The sequence below is a fragment of the Streptomyces manipurensis genome (assembly GCF_049570255.1).
GTDB lineage: Bacteria > Actinomycetota > Actinomycetes > Streptomycetales > Streptomycetaceae > Streptomyces > Streptomyces manipurensis.
This window is the reverse complement of the sequence record NZ_CP186950.1, coordinates 6,428,986-6,448,864: the sequence shown is the minus strand read 5'-3', so window position 1 is coordinate 6,448,864 and position 19,879 is coordinate 6,428,986. Positions and strand designations below refer to the sequence as shown.

17 protein-coding genes are annotated in these 19,879 nt (G+C 68.1%); 11 read left to right on the top strand and 6 right to left on the bottom strand.

All coding sequences use genetic code 11. The features are described from left to right. Positions 1-191 precede the first annotated feature (191 nt). On the top strand, positions 192-1,121 hold the full coding sequence (locus ACPU2J_RS29235) for a hypothetical protein (RefSeq protein WP_423834357.1): 930 nt from the start codon (positions 192-194) through the stop codon (positions 1,119-1,121). Positions 1,122-1,147: 26 nt separating this feature from the next. Here ACPU2J_RS29235 and ACPU2J_RS29230 read toward each other — a convergent pair whose 3' ends face one another. Continuing rightward, the gene (locus ACPU2J_RS29230) at positions 1,148-1,969 is read right to left on the bottom strand and encodes a class I SAM-dependent methyltransferase (protein ID WP_423834356.1); all 822 of its coding nucleotides are present in this window, start codon (positions 1,967-1,969) and stop codon (positions 1,148-1,150) included. Beyond that, a complete protein-coding gene (locus ACPU2J_RS29225; RefSeq protein ID WP_423834355.1) occupies positions 1,966-3,279 on the bottom strand; it encodes a helix-turn-helix domain-containing protein in 1,314 nt (437 codons plus the stop codon). Before ACPU2J_RS29225 ends, ACPU2J_RS29230 begins: the two co-directional genes overlap by 4 nt. Positions 3,280-3,436: 157 nt before the next feature. On the opposite strand from ACPU2J_RS29225, the gene ACPU2J_RS29220 reads away from it, so the two are divergent. From ACPU2J_RS29220 to ACPU2J_RS29180, 9 genes are all read left to right on the top strand, one after another. Continuing rightward, positions 3,437-3,643: a hypothetical protein gene (locus ACPU2J_RS29220; RefSeq protein WP_423834354.1), complete on the top strand. Its 207-nt coding sequence runs from the start codon at positions 3,437-3,439 to the stop codon at positions 3,641-3,643. Then, positions 3,640-3,783: a hypothetical protein gene (locus ACPU2J_RS29215; RefSeq protein WP_423834353.1), complete on the top strand. Its 144-nt coding sequence runs from the start codon at positions 3,640-3,642 to the stop codon at positions 3,781-3,783. The genes ACPU2J_RS29220 and ACPU2J_RS29215 overlap by 4 nt, the downstream gene beginning before the upstream one ends. Positions 3,784-3,786: 3 nt before the next feature. Next, on the top strand, positions 3,787-3,990 hold the full coding sequence (locus ACPU2J_RS29210; protein ID WP_423835019.1) for a DUF6415 family natural product biosynthesis protein: 204 nt from the start codon (positions 3,787-3,789) through the stop codon (positions 3,988-3,990). Between the two features lie 164 nt (positions 3,991-4,154). Continuing rightward, positions 4,155-4,289: a hypothetical protein gene (locus ACPU2J_RS29205; protein WP_281277923.1), complete on the top strand. Its 135-nt coding sequence runs from the start codon at positions 4,155-4,157 to the stop codon at positions 4,287-4,289. 95 nt (positions 4,290-4,384) lie between these two features. Continuing rightward, a complete protein-coding gene (locus tag ACPU2J_RS29200) occupies positions 4,385-5,884 on the top strand; it encodes an MBL fold metallo-hydrolase (protein ID WP_423834352.1) in 1,500 nt (499 codons plus the stop codon). Continuing rightward, on the top strand, positions 5,881-6,750 hold the full coding sequence (locus tag ACPU2J_RS29195) for a hypothetical protein (RefSeq protein WP_423834351.1): 870 nt from the start codon (positions 5,881-5,883) through the stop codon (positions 6,748-6,750). The genes ACPU2J_RS29200 and ACPU2J_RS29195 overlap by 4 nt, the downstream gene beginning before the upstream one ends. Before the next feature lie 47 nt (positions 6,751-6,797). Further along, positions 6,798-7,151, top strand: a complete 354-nt coding sequence (locus tag ACPU2J_RS29190; protein WP_423834350.1) for a VOC family protein — start codon at positions 6,798-6,800, stop codon at positions 7,149-7,151. A gap of 17 nt (positions 7,152-7,168) precedes the next feature. Further along, positions 7,169-7,804, top strand: coding sequence for a GNAT family N-acetyltransferase (locus ACPU2J_RS29185; RefSeq protein ID WP_423834349.1), 636 nt, complete (start codon positions 7,169-7,171; stop codon positions 7,802-7,804). Positions 7,805-7,864: 60 nt separating this feature from the next. Further along, positions 7,865-8,278: an NUDIX hydrolase gene (locus ACPU2J_RS29180; RefSeq protein WP_423834348.1), complete on the top strand. Its 414-nt coding sequence runs from the start codon at positions 7,865-7,867 to the stop codon at positions 8,276-8,278. A gap of 198 nt (positions 8,279-8,476) precedes the next feature. On the opposite strand, the gene ACPU2J_RS29175 is transcribed toward ACPU2J_RS29180, so the two are convergent. Together ACPU2J_RS29175 and ACPU2J_RS29170 are read right to left on the bottom strand one after the other, a co-directional pair. After that, positions 8,477-9,673 (bottom strand): hypothetical protein, encoded by a 1,197-nt coding sequence (locus ACPU2J_RS29175; protein ID WP_423834347.1) that lies wholly within the window; start codon positions 9,671-9,673, stop codon positions 8,477-8,479. Then, positions 9,670-14,916: an AAA family ATPase gene (locus ACPU2J_RS29170; RefSeq protein ID WP_423834346.1), complete on the bottom strand. Its 5,247-nt coding sequence runs from the start codon at positions 14,914-14,916 to the stop codon at positions 9,670-9,672. The genes ACPU2J_RS29175 and ACPU2J_RS29170 overlap by 4 nt, the downstream gene beginning before the upstream one ends. A gap of 495 nt (positions 14,917-15,411) precedes the next feature. Between ACPU2J_RS29170 and ACPU2J_RS29165 the strand changes: the two genes are divergently transcribed. Beyond that, positions 15,412-16,506, top strand: coding sequence for a hypothetical protein (locus tag ACPU2J_RS29165; RefSeq protein ID WP_423834345.1), 1,095 nt, complete (start codon positions 15,412-15,414; stop codon positions 16,504-16,506). Positions 16,507-17,510: 1,004 nt separating this feature from the next. Here the strand turns inward: ACPU2J_RS29165 and ACPU2J_RS29160 are convergent. Together ACPU2J_RS29160 and ACPU2J_RS29155 are read right to left on the bottom strand one after the other, a co-directional pair. Then, positions 17,511-18,077: a DM13 domain-containing protein gene (locus tag ACPU2J_RS29160; protein WP_423834344.1), complete on the bottom strand. Its 567-nt coding sequence runs from the start codon at positions 18,075-18,077 to the stop codon at positions 17,511-17,513. A 138-nt stretch (positions 18,078-18,215) separates the two neighbouring features. Then, a complete protein-coding gene (locus ACPU2J_RS29155; protein ID WP_423834343.1) occupies positions 18,216-19,748 on the bottom strand; it encodes an amino acid permease in 1,533 nt (510 codons plus the stop codon). Positions 19,749-19,879 lie beyond the last annotated feature (131 nt).

Here is a 19,879-nt window from a genome sequence, read left to right as displayed (position 1 = left end):
AACTCCGTAGGCGTAAGAGCGCCTGTTGGCCATGGCTCATCTCCCGGCAGCAGGGCCCCGATACTGGCCGTTTCAGAATGAGGTTCGCCCTCGTGCGAGGTCAGCAGAGAGGGCTGTCGACTGTGCTGTTGATGGAACCGGCATCAGTCGCGAGGCAACCACTGTCGGTGATGGGTGGCATGCTCGCAGCCATGCGTCTGAACATCTCGTTACGGGCGCGGTGGGGCCGGCGCGCACGGCGCTGGGGCGACGAGGCGATAGCGGAACTCCGCGCCGACCTTGATCGGCTGGGATACGGATGGTGGCCCATTCCACCGCGACTGAAGGTAGCTCTACGGCACACGTACGCAGCGGAAGTCCCGTGGTTCGTCTTCATCCTCGCTGCGACCATGCTTGCCTATCTCGCGGTCGCGTACTTCGTCATCGTGCTGGGCCTCTACCGACAGCACGCCCCGCCTTGGCGCTGGGCCGCGGCGTGGGCAATTACGGTCACGTTGCTCATGAAGCTGTGCGTGAAGACGAGAGGGGCCGGTCTGCCGTTCGTCCGCAACCTGCTCACCTTGGAGTGCAAGGCAACGATCAGAGCCTGCTCCGAGGCGTATGGCGCCAGCCATGCTCAGCGGGCGGAGAAGTTGTCCGCGGTTGGGACGGCGTTGCGCCGCCTTGAGGGGGACGTGATGCGGGCGCATCGCCGTTCCGGGACCGTTGCCTTCCTGTCCCCCCGGCGCCGAGAGCTGAAGGTCCACGCCGGTCAGGTGGTCGCCAAGCTACGAGAAGCAGAGGCCACCTTGGGACACGATGATCACGCGGCGGTGCTCAGCGAGATCGCCGGTCTGGCCGCGACGATCGCCGAGCAACATGTGGCCGGCCACATCGGATCTCTCCTCCCCAAGCCTGCGCTGGAGGGCAAGCAGCCGGTCCGCGACCGAGAGGTGCTCCGTGTAGCTGCGGCTGTCGTGCTGATCGCCGGGGGCGTCGTCGGGCTGGCCTCCCTCGGCCTTGCCGACATGGCAACGGTTGCCGCAGGAACCGCTTGGGCAGTGCTGATCATGATGGCGCTGTTCGGCAGCAACTGGGCTCGCTACCTCCCCATCCTCGACCTCTTCAAGCCGGGCCCCTGAGCGCTCCTTGGGCGGAAGGCCGCGGCCTACCCGCCCGCCACGCGACAGACCAGGATTCCGCCGAGGCAGGTAATTCGGAATGCGCCCTCTGCCCGGATGGTCTCGCCCACCCTTTCGCGGGCCCGTTCGATCGTTTCCTTGAACGGCACGCCCATTTGGTCGGCCCATGCCTCGTACGAGGCCAGGTGGGCGACCACGGGCGCGGCGTCGGTCACCTCAATCACGCCTGGGAGAGGGATGGTGCGGACATCATCGAAGACGGCGCCCAGGATGACCGGGGCGTCTTCCAGGGTGAAGCGGGCTGAGAGCTGGACGCGTGCCGGTCCCTCAGCGACGCCGAGGACGTCGCCGGCGGCTCGTCGCCAGAGGTCCTCCAGTTCCTGCTTGTCCGTCCGGCTGTTCGTGGACGCGATGGCAATGCCTCCCTGGGCCAGGACACGACCCAGCTCTTGGGTGGCTCGGGCCTGGTCCTCGACGTGGTAGAGCATGTGCATGGCCAGTACTGCGCCCAGAGCCCCGTCCGCGATCGGGAGTCTCTGGGCGTCGCCGGCCACGGCACCGGCGACGCCTGCCACGATGCCGGGAGAGATGTCCATGGGGAGAACGGTCAGGTCCGGCCGGTCGGCGCGTACCCGCTGTACGAACTTGCCGTTGCCGCAGCCCACGTCCGCAACTGCCCCACGGATGCCGGCCAGCTCGTCGACGACGATGCCGGGGAGGTCGTGTCGCGGGGTCTGCCACTGGTAGAGGGACTGGCGGGCGGCAAGGTGCTGGCCGGTGCCGTACGCCCGGGTGGAGAGCAGGTGCCGGTCGGTCACGGAAGGGTCGTTCGTGGGCTGGGTGGTCATCGCGGCTCCGTGGGTGTGCTGACGAGAGCGGGCCGGTCGGTTACCTCGCGGATGTGCTCCCGAAGATCGATCACCGGCCGTGAGTCACGGTACGGCCCGCTGCCGATGAGCGTGCCCAGTTTGCGAAGCCTGATGGTGATGCTCGCGGTGTACTGATCCGCGCCGAGGACCGCGGCGAGTTCCGTACCGGCTCCTTCCACTTCGCCGCTCGCCAGGTATGCGGTCGCCAGGTCCAGATGCGCGGCGTGCAGGTCTCCGGAGGACCGGTCGCCTTCAGCCCCGGCCTGGTACAGCTCCACGGCGCGGTTGGACGCCGCTATAGCCCGCTGGACTTGTTCGTCGCCGTCGATGGCAAGCAGCGTGGTGCCCGTGTAGGCCCACTGCTTGGCCTCGGGGAAGGCGAAGACGCCTGGCAGTTCGTCTCGTTCCGCGTTGCTGCGGGCGTCATGGGCCAGTGCGAGGGAGCGCAACGCGCTGCGGCCGTCTCCGTGGGCTGCGAGGGCACGGGCCTCCAGGCTTAGCAGTCGTGCCGTGAGCGTTCCTGAGCCCGGCCCCCGGCCGTCCTCGCGTCCGGCCCGTGCCAGATCTGCGGCTCGCCTGTAGTCGCCCGTCCAGTAAGCGGCCAGCGACTGGAATGAGCGTGCCCAGGCTCGCAGTCTCGGGTGTTCCGCGATCTCCGCGCACTGCACCACCGTCCGCGCATGGGTGGAGGCGGAGGGCTGGTGGCCGAGGTCGAGGGACACGTGCGCCGCGAGGCCGGACAACCAGCCTGCGAGCACGTACAGGTGTCGCGTCTGACCAGGATGCTGGCGTCCCTCGAGTAATCGGAACACGTCCGTGCGCAGGGAGCGGATCTCCGGGACCAGCAGGGACAGGGGCCGGCTGACGAAGTCTCTGGCGAGACGCTCCAGGTCGGCGTCGAACTGCTCCAGCACCAATTCGTTGACGTTGGTAGCTGCCGCATGTCGGGCGAGCCGTGCTGACAGCTCCGTATCGGCCTGGAGGCTGCTCGCCTCATTGCCGAGCGCCGAAGAGGCCTCATACGCGGAAGCTCTGCCGGTCGGCTCTCCCTTCGGGTGCAAGCCCAGCTCTGCCTCGCTTGAGACACCGAACACCGCGCACAGCGCCGCCCTGTAGTCGCCCGAGGGCCAGGTGATCGCTCCGCGTTCCAGCCGGGAGATCCAATTCGCATCGAGTTCGGGGTAACGGCCTGTGGCCGCTTGGACCTGTGTGCACACCCGTTGGGCGGCCTGGGCCTGCGTCCATCGCTGCTCGCGCCTCAGTCGGCGCAGGATCTCGTTCGCCATCATCCCGCCGTCCGCTGGTCGAGTTGGGCGCCCGGAAGCCTAGCGAGAATCCGCTTGGCCCGTGCCTACAACGTGCCTAGTGAAATGCCCTGTTCGGTGATCTGGCAGCGGAGTTGACTGAACTGCAGCCCCCGCTCAGACAGCCCCCGGGAGAGCCCTCGTGATCACCCACGCAACTACGGTCCGGCGCGACATCACGTACAACCACGGCGAGCAGCAGGCCACGCTGCCGATCGCGCTGCACCGACTCGACGGCACCACCGAGACCACGACCCTGGTCCTCGCCCCCGCCGAGCTGGAGGTCCTGTACGCGCAGATGGATCGGGCGATCGGGATGCGGGAGGCGGCTGCGGGACACCCGGCATGACGACCAAGCCCGCCACCCCGGCACCGGTACCCGCGGCCACCATGCGCACCCTGTGCGTCCGTGTCCTCACGCCCAACACCTACCGGATACAGGGCGGCGACGTACGGGAGGCCACAGCCCTTCTGCACGGCTACCTCTAGCTCCTGCTCTGCGAGCGGGGCGGTGGCAGCCAAGCCTGTACGGATGCCGGGCTCCTCCTGTCGCACGGACCCGGTCATGGGCGGCTCGGGGCCTGGATTCACATGCGGGCTCTCGCCCGCGTCTGTCGAGTCCTGCTGGTCGAACGCCAGGTGTCGCGGAATATCAGCGCCACCGACCGGGCCCCGCAGGACCCGACCTGGTGGTGACGCAGTGCGGCAGCGGATCGCCGTGATCGTTTACGTGATCCTCTGCAGTGCCGTCGTCGGCAGTCTCCTGTCCGCCACCGAACACTGACCACCCGCCGCTTGCAGCGGCGGGGCACGGCGGCTGCATCCGCACCGTCGAGAAACCGAAGTGATGGAGGCACGTCATGAACCGACCCAAGCCCCAGACGAAGCCGAGTACGCCCGTGACCGCGGAGGCGGTCCGCCGGCTCCAGCAGCGCGTGACGGCGTTCGCCGCCACCGGCACCACCCACAACTCCCCGACCACCTACCACCGGTAGGCCCTGCCGGTCCGCACACAGGCGCGGAGGGGGACGTCCGCTGTCCCCCTCCGCGCCACCCCCGCACCCTTCCCGACCGCGCAAAGGAGTTCGTCATGGCAGCAGCCCCCGTCGGCCTGGAACTGACTTTCCTCGGCCACCAGACCTGGCACATCACCGACGGCCTCTCCTCCGTCCTCCTCGACCCGATCCTCGCGCCCGCCTTCGGCGCCGGGAGCCTGGAGTTCGAGATCTGGCCGCCCCGCACCGTGGACACCCAGGGCATGCCCGGCCCGAACGCGGTGATCCTCAGCCACGAGCACCTGGACCACTTCCACCTCCCCTCCCTCGACCTCCTCGCCCGCACGGTGCCCGTCTACACCGGCACCACCACCCCGGCCGCCGTCACCGACGCCATCGAGGCCCTGGGCTTCACCGTGCACCGCGTGGACCACACCCAGCCGCTGAACGTCGGCGACATCGAGATCACCCTCTACCCCGCCGGCGCCCGCACCCTCTTCTGGGAGAAGCGCGTCTCCCAGCCCCTGGTTCGCCTGTCCGGCACCACCGGCAACGACGTGTTCATCGGCGTCGACGCCGACGTCTCCGACCTCTACATCGAGCAGCTGGCCCAGGGCACCCTCACCCCGCCCCGGCTCGCCGTGGTCTCCAACAACGCCCAGACCGTCCCGTACGGGGCCCTCGGCGCGGACAACAACCTGCTGCCCGGCATGGACGGACCCCGCAACCGCACCACCGGCCTCCAGATCCTCAACGGCCTGCTCATCGACTACCTCAAGCCCCTGGACGGCGTACGGGACGTCGCCTTGTGCGGCAATGGCTTCACCGCGCCCCGCAGCCCCCACGGCCCGTTCCTCTATGCCGACCACAAGGCCCTGGCCGCGACCGCGAACGAGCTCCAGCACCTCTTCCGCGTCCACGGCCCCCGCCCCGGCGACCGCCTCACCGTCCCGTCGGGCGACGGCCCTGTCACCACCTCCCGCGTCCCCTGGGTCACCCCCGACCCCGTGGCGGAGAAGTCCGCGCTCGCCGCACTCGCCAACTTCCTCGACTCCCCGCAGCACGTCGAGCCGACCCCGGTCACCCCGGCCCTGGCCAAGGAGGAGTGGGAGAAGGCCGACGCCCTGGTGGCCGAAGAGCTTCCCCGGCTCGCCCGGGAGCTGATCGCCACCCGTACCGGCGCCCTGGCCACCAGCATCCACGACTACCTCGCCGGCCCTCTCGGAGCGCACCGCGCGATCCTGCGCCTCCTCGACCCGCCCGGCCGCCCCGGCGAGATCGACTCGTACGCCTGGAACATCACCGGCCCCACCTGGGACAAGATCGCCACGACCAGCCGGGAAGAGGCCATGGCCGCCCACCCCTTCGGCATCGAGATCTACTTCCAGGACTTCGCCGCCGTCTTCCTCGGCCGCGCCCAGATCTGGGACGTCGTCGGCGGCTCGTACCAGGGCTGGCACATCGGCGAGAACCTCGACTCCCCGGTCTATGCCCTCTTCGCGATCTACGGCGAGCACCAGCGGCCCGACCTCGCCGCCCGCTGCTACGCCCACAGCCTGGCCACCCTGGGCATCCCCCAGGAGCCCGCGGCATGAGCACCGCCCCCGCCGGGCCGCTGGACGGCGCCGCCCGCACGCGGCCCGACGGGTGGCTGGCCAACCCGCTCACCACCGACCACGCCACAGCCGAGCGCCAGGCGTACGTGATCCTCGCGCGCCACCACGCGGGCGAGCCGGGACCGGTGCGCTGCCTGACCGCCCGCTACCGCACAGCCGTCTTCGCCCTCGGCGCCCCTCCCCGCCGGGTCCTGAAGCGGCACGCGGACGAGGCCGGCTACCTCGGCGAAGTCCTCGCCTACGAACTCCTGGCCGACGAGAACGTCCTGCCGGACCTCCACCGTGCCTGCGATACGTCGCGCACGCTGCTGGTCGACCACCTCGGCGAGGAGGTCACCCTCTCGGGCGCCGACGCCTTCGACGAGCTGGTCCGGGCGGTCGCTCGCATCCACACCGCGTCCGCCCGCTGGCAGCCCGAGGTCGCCGAAACCATGGCCCTCTGGCACACCAGAGCCGCCCTGGGCGCCCCGTCCCCGGACTGGATCACCCGCCCCGACGACTGGCGCCGGCTCCTCCAGCTCGTCACCGACGCCCACGGACCCGGCCACGTACCGCTCGGCCACCTGGACCTCAAGCCGGAACACGTCCGCCGCCGCGCCGACGGGCACCTCGCCCTCATCGACGCGGAAACCCTCCGCCCGGACATCACCGGACTGCCCGACCTGATCACCCTCGCCCACATGGCGGGCCAGCAAGGGCACCCGTCCCCGCGCTGGGTACGCCACGCCTACCTGCACCACGCACGAGAACTCGGCGCCCAGTGGAACGATCACGACCTCATATGCGCCCTGGCGGCGTTCGCCGCAGCCACCGGCCTCCGTTCCCTGCACGGCGCCCACGAGTGACCACCCCGGCGGTACCGTGCCACTTCCCGACGCAAGGAGAATCCCAAGTGCGCGGTATCCGCACCGTCATGATCTTCGTCGACGACCCCGAAGCCGCCGCCCGCTGGTGGGGCAACATTTTCGAAGCCGAGGTCAAGCTCGACATCAATGGCACCGCCGTCTACGCCTGGCTTGACCTCGACGGACTCGAGTTCGGCTTCCACCAGGCGTCCCCCAAAGCCAACGCCCACGGGCGAAGCACCGTCCCTTACTGGTCCGTCGAGGACCTCGACACCGAACGCAAGCGCCTCCTGGAAGCGGGCTGCACCCACCACCGCGGCCCCCTCGACGTGGAGCCCGGCCGGCGCATCTGCCAGCTCATCGACCCGTTCGGCACCGTCTTCGGACTCGACGGACCCTGAACCCTCGGAGCCCACGCATGCGCCACTGGCCCCTCACCGCCCTCCGGCTCACCACTGCCGACCTCGTGCTGCGACTCCCTTCGGACGACGATCTCGATGCGCTCGCCCAGGTGGCCGCCGACGGGGTCGTCCCCGACGGCGCTGTGTATTTCCCGCAGCCCTGGGCCTCCGCCCCGCCGGCCGAGCGGGCCAGGAACGTCGTACAGAACCACTGGTGGGCGCGAGGCGACTGGACCCGCGAGAACTGGCGGCTCCTCCTGGCCGTCTTCCACGACGGCCAGGTCATCGGCCAGCAGAACCTCTCCGCCCGGGACTTCGCCACCACCGGCGAAGCCCGCACCGGCTTCTGGCTCGGCCGCCGCTTCCAAGGCCAGGGCTACGGCACCCAGATGCGCGCCGCAGCCCTGGCCCTCGCCTTCGACGGCCTCGGCGCCGCCCGCGTCACCTCCACCGCCTTCGCCGACAACGCCGCCTCCCGAGCGGTGTCCCGAAAGTTCGGCTACCGCCCAAACGGCGTCCACCGGATCTCCGTCAACGGCCGCCCCTACGACGCCCACGAGGAGGTCATAGAGGCGGCCGATTGGCAGGGCTACGCCAGCGTGGTGCCTGTCGGAATAGCCGGGCTGCCTGACTGCATCCCGCTCTTCCGCTGACTGGCCCACTGGGCGTCGATACGACCTTCCGGCCCATCCCGGCCCCCTGGAGGAGTAGACGTGACGCAGCAAAGCGCTGAGGAGCGACCGGGCATCGCCGCGGCCATCGTGGTGCACGAAGGCCGCGTGCTGATGGTCCGGCGGCGCGTCAGCGAGGGCCAGCTCTCCTGGCAGTTCCCGGCCGGCGAGGTCGAGCCCAACGAAGCCCTCGAGGACGCCGCCGTACGGGAGACCCAGGAGGAAACGGGGCTTGCCGTGAAAGCGGTGAAGCTGCTCGGCGAGCGGATCCACCCGGCCACCGGCCGACAGATGTCGTATACCGCCTGCGAGGCGGTCGGCGGTAATGCGCACGTGGCGGACACCGACGAGCTCGCCGAGCTGGCGTGGGTCGCCCATGCAGAGATCCCGCAGTATGTCCCGTACGGCCTGTTCGAGCCGGTGCAGGAACACCTCGACTCGGCGTTGAACGAGTAGTGAGCTTCACCTACCGGATGGCGGAAGTGAGACCGGATGGCCCCGGCATCCTTGATCGTCAGATTCTGGCACAGCACCATTTCGAAGCCGCAGCAGTACCCGAGGCTCGCCAGGCATTCTGGTGCACCATGGGCTGCTAATACAGGCGTCCGAGGTGCGGCACCCAGGCCACGAAGACCACCTTCACCGCCGACGTTATCAGTGGTTTCGATCGTCCTCGTCGGCGATGGCGCTGAGCTGCTCTGTTGGCTTGAGAACCACTCTGAGACCGACGTGACAGCGAGCGGCGCCAACGATGTTGTGAAGGTGGGTAAACAAGTCGGGTCGGATCAGCAGATCTGCCCCCTCGATCGCGGGCAGCAGAGGGCTGTAGTTCCCGTCGTGGACAAGGTGGCCTCGCCACTGACGACCGACCAGTGCTTCTCCTTGCGCGTCGTTGAGGCTGAAACCACAGACTCCTTCTGTAGGTTCGAGGCCGAGGGCAGCGATGACGCTGACAGCCGGTGCGAGGACAAAGTGAGGTAGCCCCAGGCCGTATGAGGGAAGGGGCGCGTTGACTAGCGTGGTGGTGCTGGCATCGGTCAGAGCCACGAAGTGTTGGTCTGTGGTGCTGATATGCCTTATTGCCGCGCCCGTGTCGACAAGGTGAGGCGCCAGATGCCGCAGCGGGCGCGTCCACAATTGCCAGGGAGCTTTAGCGAGGGGCAGGGGGCTGGCCGGCGTATCACTGCCGCCAGCCTCCAGTCCGACGATGATCTGTATCTGGCGGGCGGGCTCATCTGGATACCGGCGTGCAGGGGTGAGTTGCCGTTCGGTGAAACCGATTTGTACCCATCCCTCGTGGGGGCCGCTGCTCACACGAGGGAGTGCCTCGACGCCGTCCGGCAACCGTCGTTGACCGGAAACTGACTCGAATCCCACAGGTGGCCAGACGCCAGGTTCGCTGCGGCTTTCTGTGTACCAGGGGGCAGGGTCGAGTGACCACTCCAGAATCTGCGGGCGAGTGAGGGGCCGCGGCACGCGGGCCAGCTCCGCGCGCAGCGCCGCTCGTGGATCGTCGCGTAGTCGCGCGGCAGTCTTGCGTTCGAAGATCTGCGCATTACCGCTCATCTGTCCGGCTTGGGCAAGCGCGACGCGCAGCCCGGCCGCAGCTTGCTGAAGTGCGTCTTCGGCAGCACTTTCGTCAGCAAGGTAGGCATCGGGCCATTGAGTCCCACTCGGATGGGTGAGCGAGTCCAGCTGGTGCCCCATCAGCGCTTCAACGTGCTGGGGGAATGCCTCGGTGACGAGGTCGACAACGGTCTCGTGCAGTCCTGGAGGATCACCCGCGGAGATCAGACGGGTCGCCAGATGATGATCGACGATCTCGGTCGCTGCCTCTTGGAAGTTCGTCATGGCGTGCCTTCCCTACGAGAAAAGACCGCACTTACGGCACGTGTGAGTGTCGGGTGGGCCGGTGTTGCGGGGGGCGGAGGAGGCTGATGCCCGGCACGCGTAAGGATCGCAGCGGCTTCGGCCCGGACGGACAGCATGTCACTGGTACACAAGGCAACGAGTCGGTCGAGGAGTGCTGCGTCCAGGGGGTCCGGTGGCAAGTGGTCACACAGAACGGACAGGAGCCAGGTTAGTGGCCCGGCACCGAGGGAGAAGGAAAGCACGTTCGCGATTGCGGTCTGGGCTTGACCGGGGCGGCTCGCCAGCAACACAGTTGCCGCGATCAAGGCGCGGCGTTTGTCGCCGCGTTCGGGTAGAGCAAGGGTGGCCAGGGCAAGCGTGCACAGCGCGGTGTCGATGTTTTGCTGTGCGGTCGGTTCCGGGCTCGGCTGATAGACGCCGTCATCGAGACGGGCGTCGCCGGGTAGGCGGTGGGCGATCACTTCATAGGCTGCGTCCCAGCAGGAGAGCGCGTCGGCGCCTGGCGTCCGGTCGAGCGGGGCCTGTGCGGCGAAGGCGGAGACCAGGGCCTGGCTGACACCAATCGTCCGGTCGTATGAGGCGCTGGCCACGGCGCGTGCCACTTGGTTGGCGAGCAGGCTGACTGCGGTGGTGGGATCCGCCCTGTGGGCTTGCTGCCATAGCTCGAGCCTGTCTTTGCCCGCGAACGAGCGCCATCCGCCTCCTCCCCGCATCGTGGTGAAGGCGAGCGCGCCAGCCGTAGCGGCGAGCGTGCCGAGGGTGTCGGGGGCAGCCTCTTGGCGCAGGCAGAGGCCGGTGGCGATATCGGCCAGAAGCTCACGCGGCTTGTACACACTCGTGTCGTCGGCAAGCCGGTGCAGCAGTCGGGTCGCCGCATCGGTGCCGTGTCGGTCGGCGATCTCCAGGAGCCTCCATCCGACTGTATTGGCGAGGGCGTCTGCCGACCACCGGGGGCCGGGAGGTGCTTTGTATGGCTTGTCGTCGTAGTCACGTACTGCGACCAAGGCGCCGGCAGCACCTCCTGGCAGTGTGGGGCGCTGTTGCGCGTGCAGGTAGGCGTCTGTGGCATAGCGCCCTTCGGGACCGTACCAATTGCGAGAAGTCTTGGTCGTGGCCTGCTTCGGTGACCACAGCGGACCACCTTCACCGCCGCACTGCTGCGCTGCCGCGGACAGTGCCGTGGATGGTGGGTCTCCGACACTGCGAGAGGTGGAGACCATGCTCTGGTCGTCGTAGGTGGCGGTGATCGCGTTGGCTAGTACCGGCAGCAGTCGCTGTGCCCGTGCCGCATCGTCGCGGGGTAGGTTCGCAAGTCTGTGGAGAAGAGCGATGTCGGTGTCGAGGCTCTGGCCCGCGTGGCCGGCAGCGATCCTCAGCGTGGCCAGGATCACGGGGTCGGCTGTGTCGACCTGTGTGGCGAGCAGCTGGTGATGGGATTCTTCCACTCGGGCGTCGGGTAGGCCGGGCTCGGTCAGTAGAACACGGGCTCCCAGTTGTGCGGCGGCCTGCGGATCCAAGCGGGCCAGCAGGCCCCACCATGTATGGGGAATTCCACTGGTGCCTCGTCCGTTGGTGTGCTGGGAGACGAGGTAGGTGAGAGGCTGCGAGCGGGCGAGCCTCTCACGGGCCCGAGCAGGTTCGGCCTGGAATAGCACGGTCAATGGATCGAGCAGCTCGCTGATGGTGGCGTCCTTGTGGCCGCCATATGCGCCCATGAACCGGGCGGCGCGGTCCCAGCACTCCTGCGCTGCTGGCAGATCGCCGCAGGCGAGACTCACGCGGGCCATTTCCAGCTCGAAGTCCGCGTCTTCCGCATACAACGCCCGGCGGCCTGCTTGTGCTGCGCGCAGGGTAGCCATAAGTTCACGCACGATACCGGCTCCAACCCGACCGACGCTCGCGGCGAGCAGGGACACCAGTTCCGTCGTGATGAGGGGCCCGCTCCCGGCCATGCCCATGAGGGATGTGGTGGTTCCGTGGCTGATGGCTTGCAAGGCTGCGATGCCCGGCGCCACGTCCTGGTCCTGGAGCACGACGACGGCATCGTGCAGTACCTCCCGCACCAGTCTGTGGATGCCGCCGAGATCGCTTGCCTTGGGCTGGCCCGCGAACGGCTGATTGTGCTGGGCCAGATGCTCAAGTGCCACACGGGCGGTCAAAGAAGCCGTCTCGGCTGGGATGACGCCAGCTTCGACGTCGTGGCGCAGGCCCAGGGTCGCCACGGTAAAGCGCAGCCACGCGCGGTAGAAACCAACGCCCTCAAAGAGCGGAACCAATCGGGCCGCGGCCTGCCGGTCGCAGACATGAGCCACGGCAAGCAGCGAGAGCCACCTGTTCACCGGAGCCGGCAGGTCGCCTGCCCGGTCTACCAGCACCTCCCGCGTCGCCTTTTCAAGATCATCGGTGATGCCGCCAGAGAAAACGTCATGCACTAGATCCTCCGCGGGCACGCCGTGACGGAGCAGACGCCGCGGGTCGCACGGCCCACTCGCCCAAGCCGCTGCGGCCAGCATGCGTGCCGAAGGCAGCTCTCCTGCAGCGTCGGCCCGCGCGTCGGCGAGACACAGCAGAACAGCCACACGCCGGTCGGCACGCTCAATGAGCTCCACGCTCGCCATCAGAGCCTCGTGCCCCAAACACTCCAGCACTACGCCCAGCGCACGCTCAACAGCCGGCAGATTCTCCTGGTCAAAGAACTGTGCCACTCTCTGCGCGACAGGACGCGGCGCGGCATCACCGTCGATGTTCCTGCGTGGCTGCCTGATCCGTCCACGCAGCTCCGCGAGGAACACAGCGTCGTCAATGTCAGAGCCGTAACGGACATTGTCGTCGCGTTCCTCGTCCCAGGCCGCCAGGTACGTCTCCCACGGTGCGGCCAAGCCAGCACGATCGACAGCCGCGCACAGCGGCAGGCCCCATCGCGCCATCATGGTGCGCTCGCCCTCGTACATCAGGCTCGCTGCCACCCGGTCGGCTCCACACAGTGTCACCAGGACGTCGGCGTACGGCACGAGGGAGCCCGGCAGGCCCTCTTGCTCGTAGGTCACCCGGGCCCGGCTGAGTTCGACGCAGCGCACCAGTGTGGACCAGTCGCTCCGGACTGCCGCTCGCTGCGCGGCCACGGTCAAGGTGTGGACGATGGCCTGCGGGGGCTGCAGACCGGCAATCGCTCGGGAGAGGAAATCTGGTCCGATGTGAGAGGCCAGCTCTTCGTCGTGGCCCAGGGCGGACAGAAGCTCCGGCAGGTGCCGAAATGCCCGCGGGTCTGTGAAGAACCCACGCCTGGTGAGCCAAGCGGCAGCCTGTTTCCTAACGAGATCGACCCATCCCTGGTTGCTGTCGATCTTCCGGATGAAGCGGCTGAAACTCTCATGGTGGATCTTCAGCCCGCCAATGCCCGGCTGCTGCGCGACAATCGGTGCCACACTCGTCAGCGCAGCGCCGAGCATCGGACCGGGCAGCGGGAAGATCTCTCCAAGCTCCTGCGCGGTGACGGCGAAGTCGCAGATGGCAAGCATGCTGACGGCCTGCCGCTGTTCGCTGGTAAGGCCTTTGAGAAGGTAGTCGTAGTAGTCGTCAAGGTCTTGTGCTGAGGAAGGGACCGCGCGCAGACGCTCCAGAGGGTCCTCAGCAACGTCTCGTGCCGACAGCGATGCCACGACGGGTGTCGGTCCCACCGCCTGTCGGCATAGGTACGTGGCATAGAGGGCATTTCCCCGTGAGCGCTCATCGATCAGCCCGACAGCGGCCTCTGCAAGGTCAGCGGATGGCTGTTCTGAGCCCGATTCCGCCAGGGCCGACAAGACACCCAGCCGATCCGCCAGCGCATACAGCTCTCCACGATCAAGAGCAGGGACCGTCAGGTGTTCCGCATGGGCGCCCAGGGCTTGAAGATGGAGGCCAGGCTGGCTGGCAAGGACCAGGACGACACCTGGAGGCAGGCTGAGGGCAGCGAGTTCCTCCACCAAGGAGGCGGCCGGGTCCGACTGCTGCTGAAACGCGCTGCCGGTGATGCTCCCGAGGACCCGGCTGACATGGTCGAGACCGTCCACGATCAGCGCCACCGGCTGATCCGGAACCAGGCTACGCACGGCTGTAACTGCCGCCGAGAGCGTCTCGGAGGTGGCCGCGTAGCGTGGTCTGATCTGCGCCACAGCCTCTGGGACCGCTGTCTGCAACTGCTGCAGAAGACTGCCGATCACCACTTCGGTCAGGACACGATCACGAAGCCGCTCGTCATCACTTCCGAGCCAGCAGTGATGCCTCGCAGCGACCCAGGTGTCCCCGAGCGCATCACCGAGCTGCTCGCACAACCAGGACTTACCGACGCCAGGACCACCGGTGACAACGACGACACCGCCCGAGCGAGCCGCACTCTCGAGGGCGGCCATCATGCGCGTAAGAACCGTCGGACGGGTCACCTCCGCGGCACGGTCCACAGGGTGCCCTTCCTGAGCCGCCCCGAAGTCGACTCTCAAAGCCATCCGGGGAAACAAGCTCTCGAGAGCCACCGTTCCCGCTCTGGCACGGGCCTCTTTAGCTGCCTCGATAAGGGCCAAGGCTACATCTTCAGGTGCACGATCCCGGTTCGGCGGCCGGCCGGCGCCGAGTTCGTCCCGGACGCGATGCAGCAATGCAGCCTCGGCCGGCCCTGGCTCGCGAACGTTGAGCGAACATGCTGGTACACCCGTGTCGACGATCAAAGAGGCGCATGCGCTGCGGAGCACGTCATCGTCCATGTCGACGAGCATCGACCGCCACGGCTCGCGTTCCCGCAGTGCAGTGGGGCTGAATCGGAAGCGCCTGCTGCTGAGCCCCAACAGCGCTGGACCCGGGTCGCTGCTCCCGCTGAGAGGCTGCAGAACTTGGGATAGATCAGGGTCATCCGGTTCCGTGTCGCGTACCACGAGGCGGTGCGAGGTACGGGGATCCGTCTGCAGATCTTGACTGACGGAGGCGAACAGCAGATCCAGTTGCAGGCCGCGCTGGTCCTTGGTGAAACTCTTCAGCGACAACGTGCGATCGTGAGTCGTGTGCTTGATCTGCAGCCGCTCACGGCTGCCGTCGGCCCACTCGCAGGTGATGTCGTCGAACCGGTCCCCAGCGAACATCTTCGTGTCGACGAGCACCGACCTCGCACGTCCCACCGTCAGATCCACCAGACGCAGCGCGGTGAGTAGATCCTGATAGGCATAACCAAGATGCGTCGGGCGCAGGTCCACACATACCTCCGGCACGCCCTGGCTTCACAGGGACGTCGGCCCCGGGCATGAGTCTGAGCGAACTCTAACCTCAGCAGCCCCACCGCTGTCGGTACATAGCCTTTGTAGCTACCAAGCAGACAGCGAGATCGCGTAGGGATCCGACTGCATCCGCTTGTGCGTTGACTGCGCCTCGTTCACGAACGACATCTGCCTTCGCGGCCCGCATGCGCTGCTAGCAGTCCTCACGCTTCCCTCCCTCAAAGTATGCCGCTGTAGCTGCTGGCATCCCGCACGGCAGTGGGTCCACGAAACCGCGAGACGTCCCACGGCTCTGCGCCGAAGGCGGACCGCCGCAGTGCACGCAGCGGCCCCCGCCTCGAAACCCTGCTGTGTGGCAGCACAGATTGCTGACACGATGCCCTGCACGACTGGTCCATGGACCGACCCTATTGCGGGACTGATGCCGTACAGCAGGAGGCAGCACCCGCCTCTTGCACTTGGAGAAGAGCACCAGTGACGACGACCCCCAGCAACGACATAGCCCTGGCGCTGATCGCGCAGGACATCATGTTCTTGCGACGCTTCGCCCGCAGCATCACAGCCGCCCCACGACTGGCTGTCGTCCCGATCTTCTGCATGCACAACTACATGTGCCTGATCATCCACGAGTCCCACCGGGCGCTTCGCCACATCGCTCCCGACCTCTCGGACGCACTTGCCTATGACTACGCACCTGCCATCGAGCGCGCTCGGCAATCGGTCAAGCTATACGACGACAAGTACAAGGAACTGGACGACATTGGCGCCGACTTCCGGCGCATCGTCGACGAGCACCGCGAGGAGTTCCTGAACAATACCTGGCTACCGCTGGCCCGGCCGCTGGAAAAGGACCTCGTCCTGTGGCGTTTTCGCGGCAGGCTCGTCTCCACCTCCCACACCGCCAGCTTCTTCCTCGCCTTCCCCCCGCAAGCTTTCAAGGATTCCGAGATGCTTGGCGCCAAACTCCACGCCATCGCCGTGGAACAGGGCAGCTATATCGCCACAGCGGCAGACGGACTTCCTTGGGAAGGACAGTCATTTTTCGACACCGTGCAGGAGACGGACCTGACCAAGACAGAGGTACGTGCAGAGAAGTATTACCGTCGAAGCTTCGATCCGATCCTGCCAGAGGAGATCAAGGCATCCCTGGCAGCCATGACCTGTGCGCTAAACACGACCAGTGTCCTCGTCACCGACGACCGCAACCCCTCCTCAGCGATCACCTTGTGGAAGCTGCGGTACATCACGCTCCACCACGCGCTCTCCAGTCTCCGCAAGCTTGATGAAGAGTACGGAGCCCAACTCCGCCCGCCGGACCGATCACTGCTGAAGGGCGTCCTCGACTCCCCGACAAGCAACCTGATCCTCCAGGCCCACGGAGGGTTCCGGAACACCTTGGTTCACTACCGCCCCTCATGGCACGTGCAAGAACGGCTTTCCCTCCAGGCGCCGCTCTACGGTCTCCTAGACGCCTATTTCTCTGTGGATGAAGCACAAGCGTTGTACGAGCAACTCGCGGACCACACGGCTCATGTTGCCAGCCGCATGAGCGCCTGGTGCGAAAACTAGGTAGCCGCCAAACTGCCATGCAGGTCTGTCCCAATCACCGATCCCTCCCTGGCCCGGGAACAAACCGCGGCGATAATCCGGCAGGAATACAGTGCAGGCCCCTGGCCAACCCTCCAGGTGGCTCTGGAACCGGTTCGGCCGCGTTCGAAACCGCCCGAACCGCCAGCGCTGAACTAAGGAGACGAGGGCTGTCGCCGCCGTCGTCGTCCGGTGGATGACTGCACCCGTGTCGCTGGCGAGGACGGCCGGGCGCGGCCTCACCGACGTCGGGTTCCACGTGACAGAGGCCGTCACGACGCACCGGCACGGCCCTGCGCCAGCAACATGCGCGACTGCCGACTGGTGTGCCCCGTGAACAACCCAAGGGGCTGATGCTGACCATTTGCTGACCAGAGGCCCGCCGTCACGCCGCTGACCTGCGGAAACGTCCAAATGTCAGATGTAGGACTTGAACATGGTACGAAGCATCGAGAAACTCCCGGAATGTCGGCTACCTGCCCGCTTCATGCAGGTCAAGTGCGTTCTCCGCAGCCTACAACGATTCCCCTGCCCGGTCAGGGGGCGCCGGTCCTTTCCGGCCGCCCCGCCGCGTGGCCGCTGCCCGGCCCGGACGGGAGGCGCCGGATCGGCCTCGGGGTGGGCGGGGCGGGGCCGGATTCCGCCGTGGCCGGGGGTCCTGCGCCGGGTTCCGCCCTCCTTCGGCCGGGGCCTTGCCCGGGGTGCGGCCGGCGCGCGTTCATGGGTGCACGCGGCACACCGCCCCGGGCCGGGGCGCCAAGGCGTCCCCGCCCCACGGCGCGCGCCCCGAGGCCGCTGCCCGTCCCCCGAGGTGATCCCATGGACGTGCACCCTCCGGACGACCACCAGAGGCCCCACGTCGGGGAAATCGTCGAGCCGGGCCAAGCACCAGCTGTCGCTCCGGGCGGTGACAACAGGCGCGTCCGACCAACCGGTTCGCCGGGTCGGTCGGGGGGGCGGGGCCGCAGTGGGCGGGAGGCCGGCGTCTACGTCGCGGCGAGGGCCGCCGCGCCGAAGGAGACGTCGAAGCGGTCGCACCAGATGGTGACGCTGCCGTAGGAGGCGGGGTCGACGTTCGCCGGGATCTCGTAGTTCTGGTCGCCCTTGTTGCCCTTGAGCTTGCCGAGGCTGACGTGGCGGCCGTCGTCGAACACCCGCCAGCCCGCGACGCCCTCCTTCACCGGCGCGTCGCTCAGCCAGACCCGCAGGTCCGGCCCGTTGCTGGTGTCCAGGCCCTCCAGCCGGAGCACGTGCGAGCCGTCGGCGAGCCGGACGATCCTGGCCTTGCCCCGGGTCTCGTGCTCGTGGCTGATGAAGGAACCCTCCGCGATGCTCCGCGGCCCGGGGGCCGGCGCGGGGGTGCCCGGCGCGGGATCCGATCCCTTCGCGGCGGGGGCGGCGCCCGCGGTGGCCCCGGGGAGGGCTTCGCTCACCGTTTCGTCCTGCCACAGCTTCCACGGCTGGAACACGTACAGGCCCGCCGCCAAGGCGGCCGCCAGGACCAGTCCGACGGCTCCCGTCAGCACTCCGCGCCGCCCCTGCCACAGCTTCATCCCGCAACTCCCCGTTTCCGTGCCCGACGGGAGGTGTCCCGTCCCACCGCATTCAACGGCACGCCGGGGGCGCAAGGCCATTACGCAGGTATTACGGCCGCCGGGCACGGCGGGCCCGTGCCCGGCGGCCGGGTGGCGTCAGACGATGCCCTCGGCGATCTCGGCCTGCTCGCGGGCGTTGCCGTAGGCGGCCGGGGTGCCGTAGGAGCGCCGGGCGACGTACCACCAGACGCTGGCCAGGACGAGGACCACCGCCAGGGCGATCACCGCGTAGTTCATCGAGTCGACGGTGACGGGGGACTTCTGGGGCAGGCAGAACAGAACGGTGACGAGCGCCACCCAGACGACGGCGATCCAGCCGATCGGCTTGCTCCAGCGGCCCAGTGTCCAGGGGCCCGGCTGGAAGCGGTTGCCGGCGCGCAGCCGCAGGTAGATCGGGATGGCGTAGGCCGGGGTGATGCCGATGACGTTGATGGCGGTCACGGCGCCGTAGGCGGTGGCCGAGTAGAGGGACGGCAGGGCGAGGACGCCGGCGACGGCGACCGAGAGCCACACGGCCGGCACCGGGGTCTGGGTGCGGCTGCTGACCTTCCGCCACAGGGCCGAACCCGGCAGGGCGTTGTCGCGGCTGAACGCGAAGACCATCCGGCTGGCCGCGGCGACCTCGGCGTTGCCGCAGAACAGCTGGGCGACGATCACGACAAGGAGCAGCGCGGTGGCGCCGCCTGAGCCGAGGGCGTCGAGGAAGATCTGGGCGGGCGGTACGCCGGTGGCGGTGCTCTGGACGGCGGCGTAGTCCTGGATGGCGAAGGTGAGGCCGGCGAGCAGGGCGAATCCGGCGATCCAGGAGACCCAGATGGCCCGGACGATGCCCTTGGCCGCGGAGACGGACGCGTTGGAGGTCTCCTCCGAGAGGTGCGCGGAGGCGTCGTACCCGGAGAAGGTGTACTGGGCGAGCAGCAGGCCGATGGCGGCCACGTAGAAGGGGTTGGCCCAGCCGGTGTCGTTGACGAACTCGGTGAAGACGAACGAGGGCGACTGGTGGCGGTCGGGGATGAAGGCCAGGGCGCCGACGATCACGGCGACACCGGTCAGGTGCCACCAGACGCTGATGGAGTTGAGGACGCTGACCAGGCGGACGCCGAAGAGGTTGAGCGTGGCGTGCAGCAGCAGGATGCAGAGGAAGATCAGGAACGTCGAGCCGGGGGTGGGCACGAAGCCGAACTGGAGGTTCAGGAAGGCGCCGGTGAACAGGGCGGCGCCGTAGTCGATGCCGGCGATGGCGCCGAGCAGGCCGAGGAGGTTCAGCCAGCCGGTGTACCAGCCCCAGCGGCGGCCGCCCAGCCGGTCGGCCATGTAGTACAGGGCTCCGGAGGTGGGGTAGGCGCTGGTGACCTCGGCCAGGGCGAGGCCCACGCAGAGCACGAACAGGCCGACGCCGACCCAGCCCCACAGCATGACGGAGGGGCCGCCGGTGCCCAGGCCGAAGCCGTACAGGGTCATGCAGCCCGAGAGGACGGAGATGACGGAGAAGCTGATGGCGAAGTTGCCGAACCCGCCCATCCGGCGGGCGAGGACGGGCTGGTAGCCGAGCTCTCTGAGGCGTTCCTCCTCGTCCTGGTGGGGTGGGGGGTTGCGGTCCTGGCGAGCTGCCCACGCGGTGCGGGACATGGTGGTACCTCCGGGGGTGGTGGCGCAGGGGGGACGGTGGTGCTCGGGGGTGTGGAGTGGAGCGGGTACGGCAGGGGTCGCGGTCACCGGGCGCACGGGCGGCGGGCGGTCTCCGGTACGCGGTCCCGGTG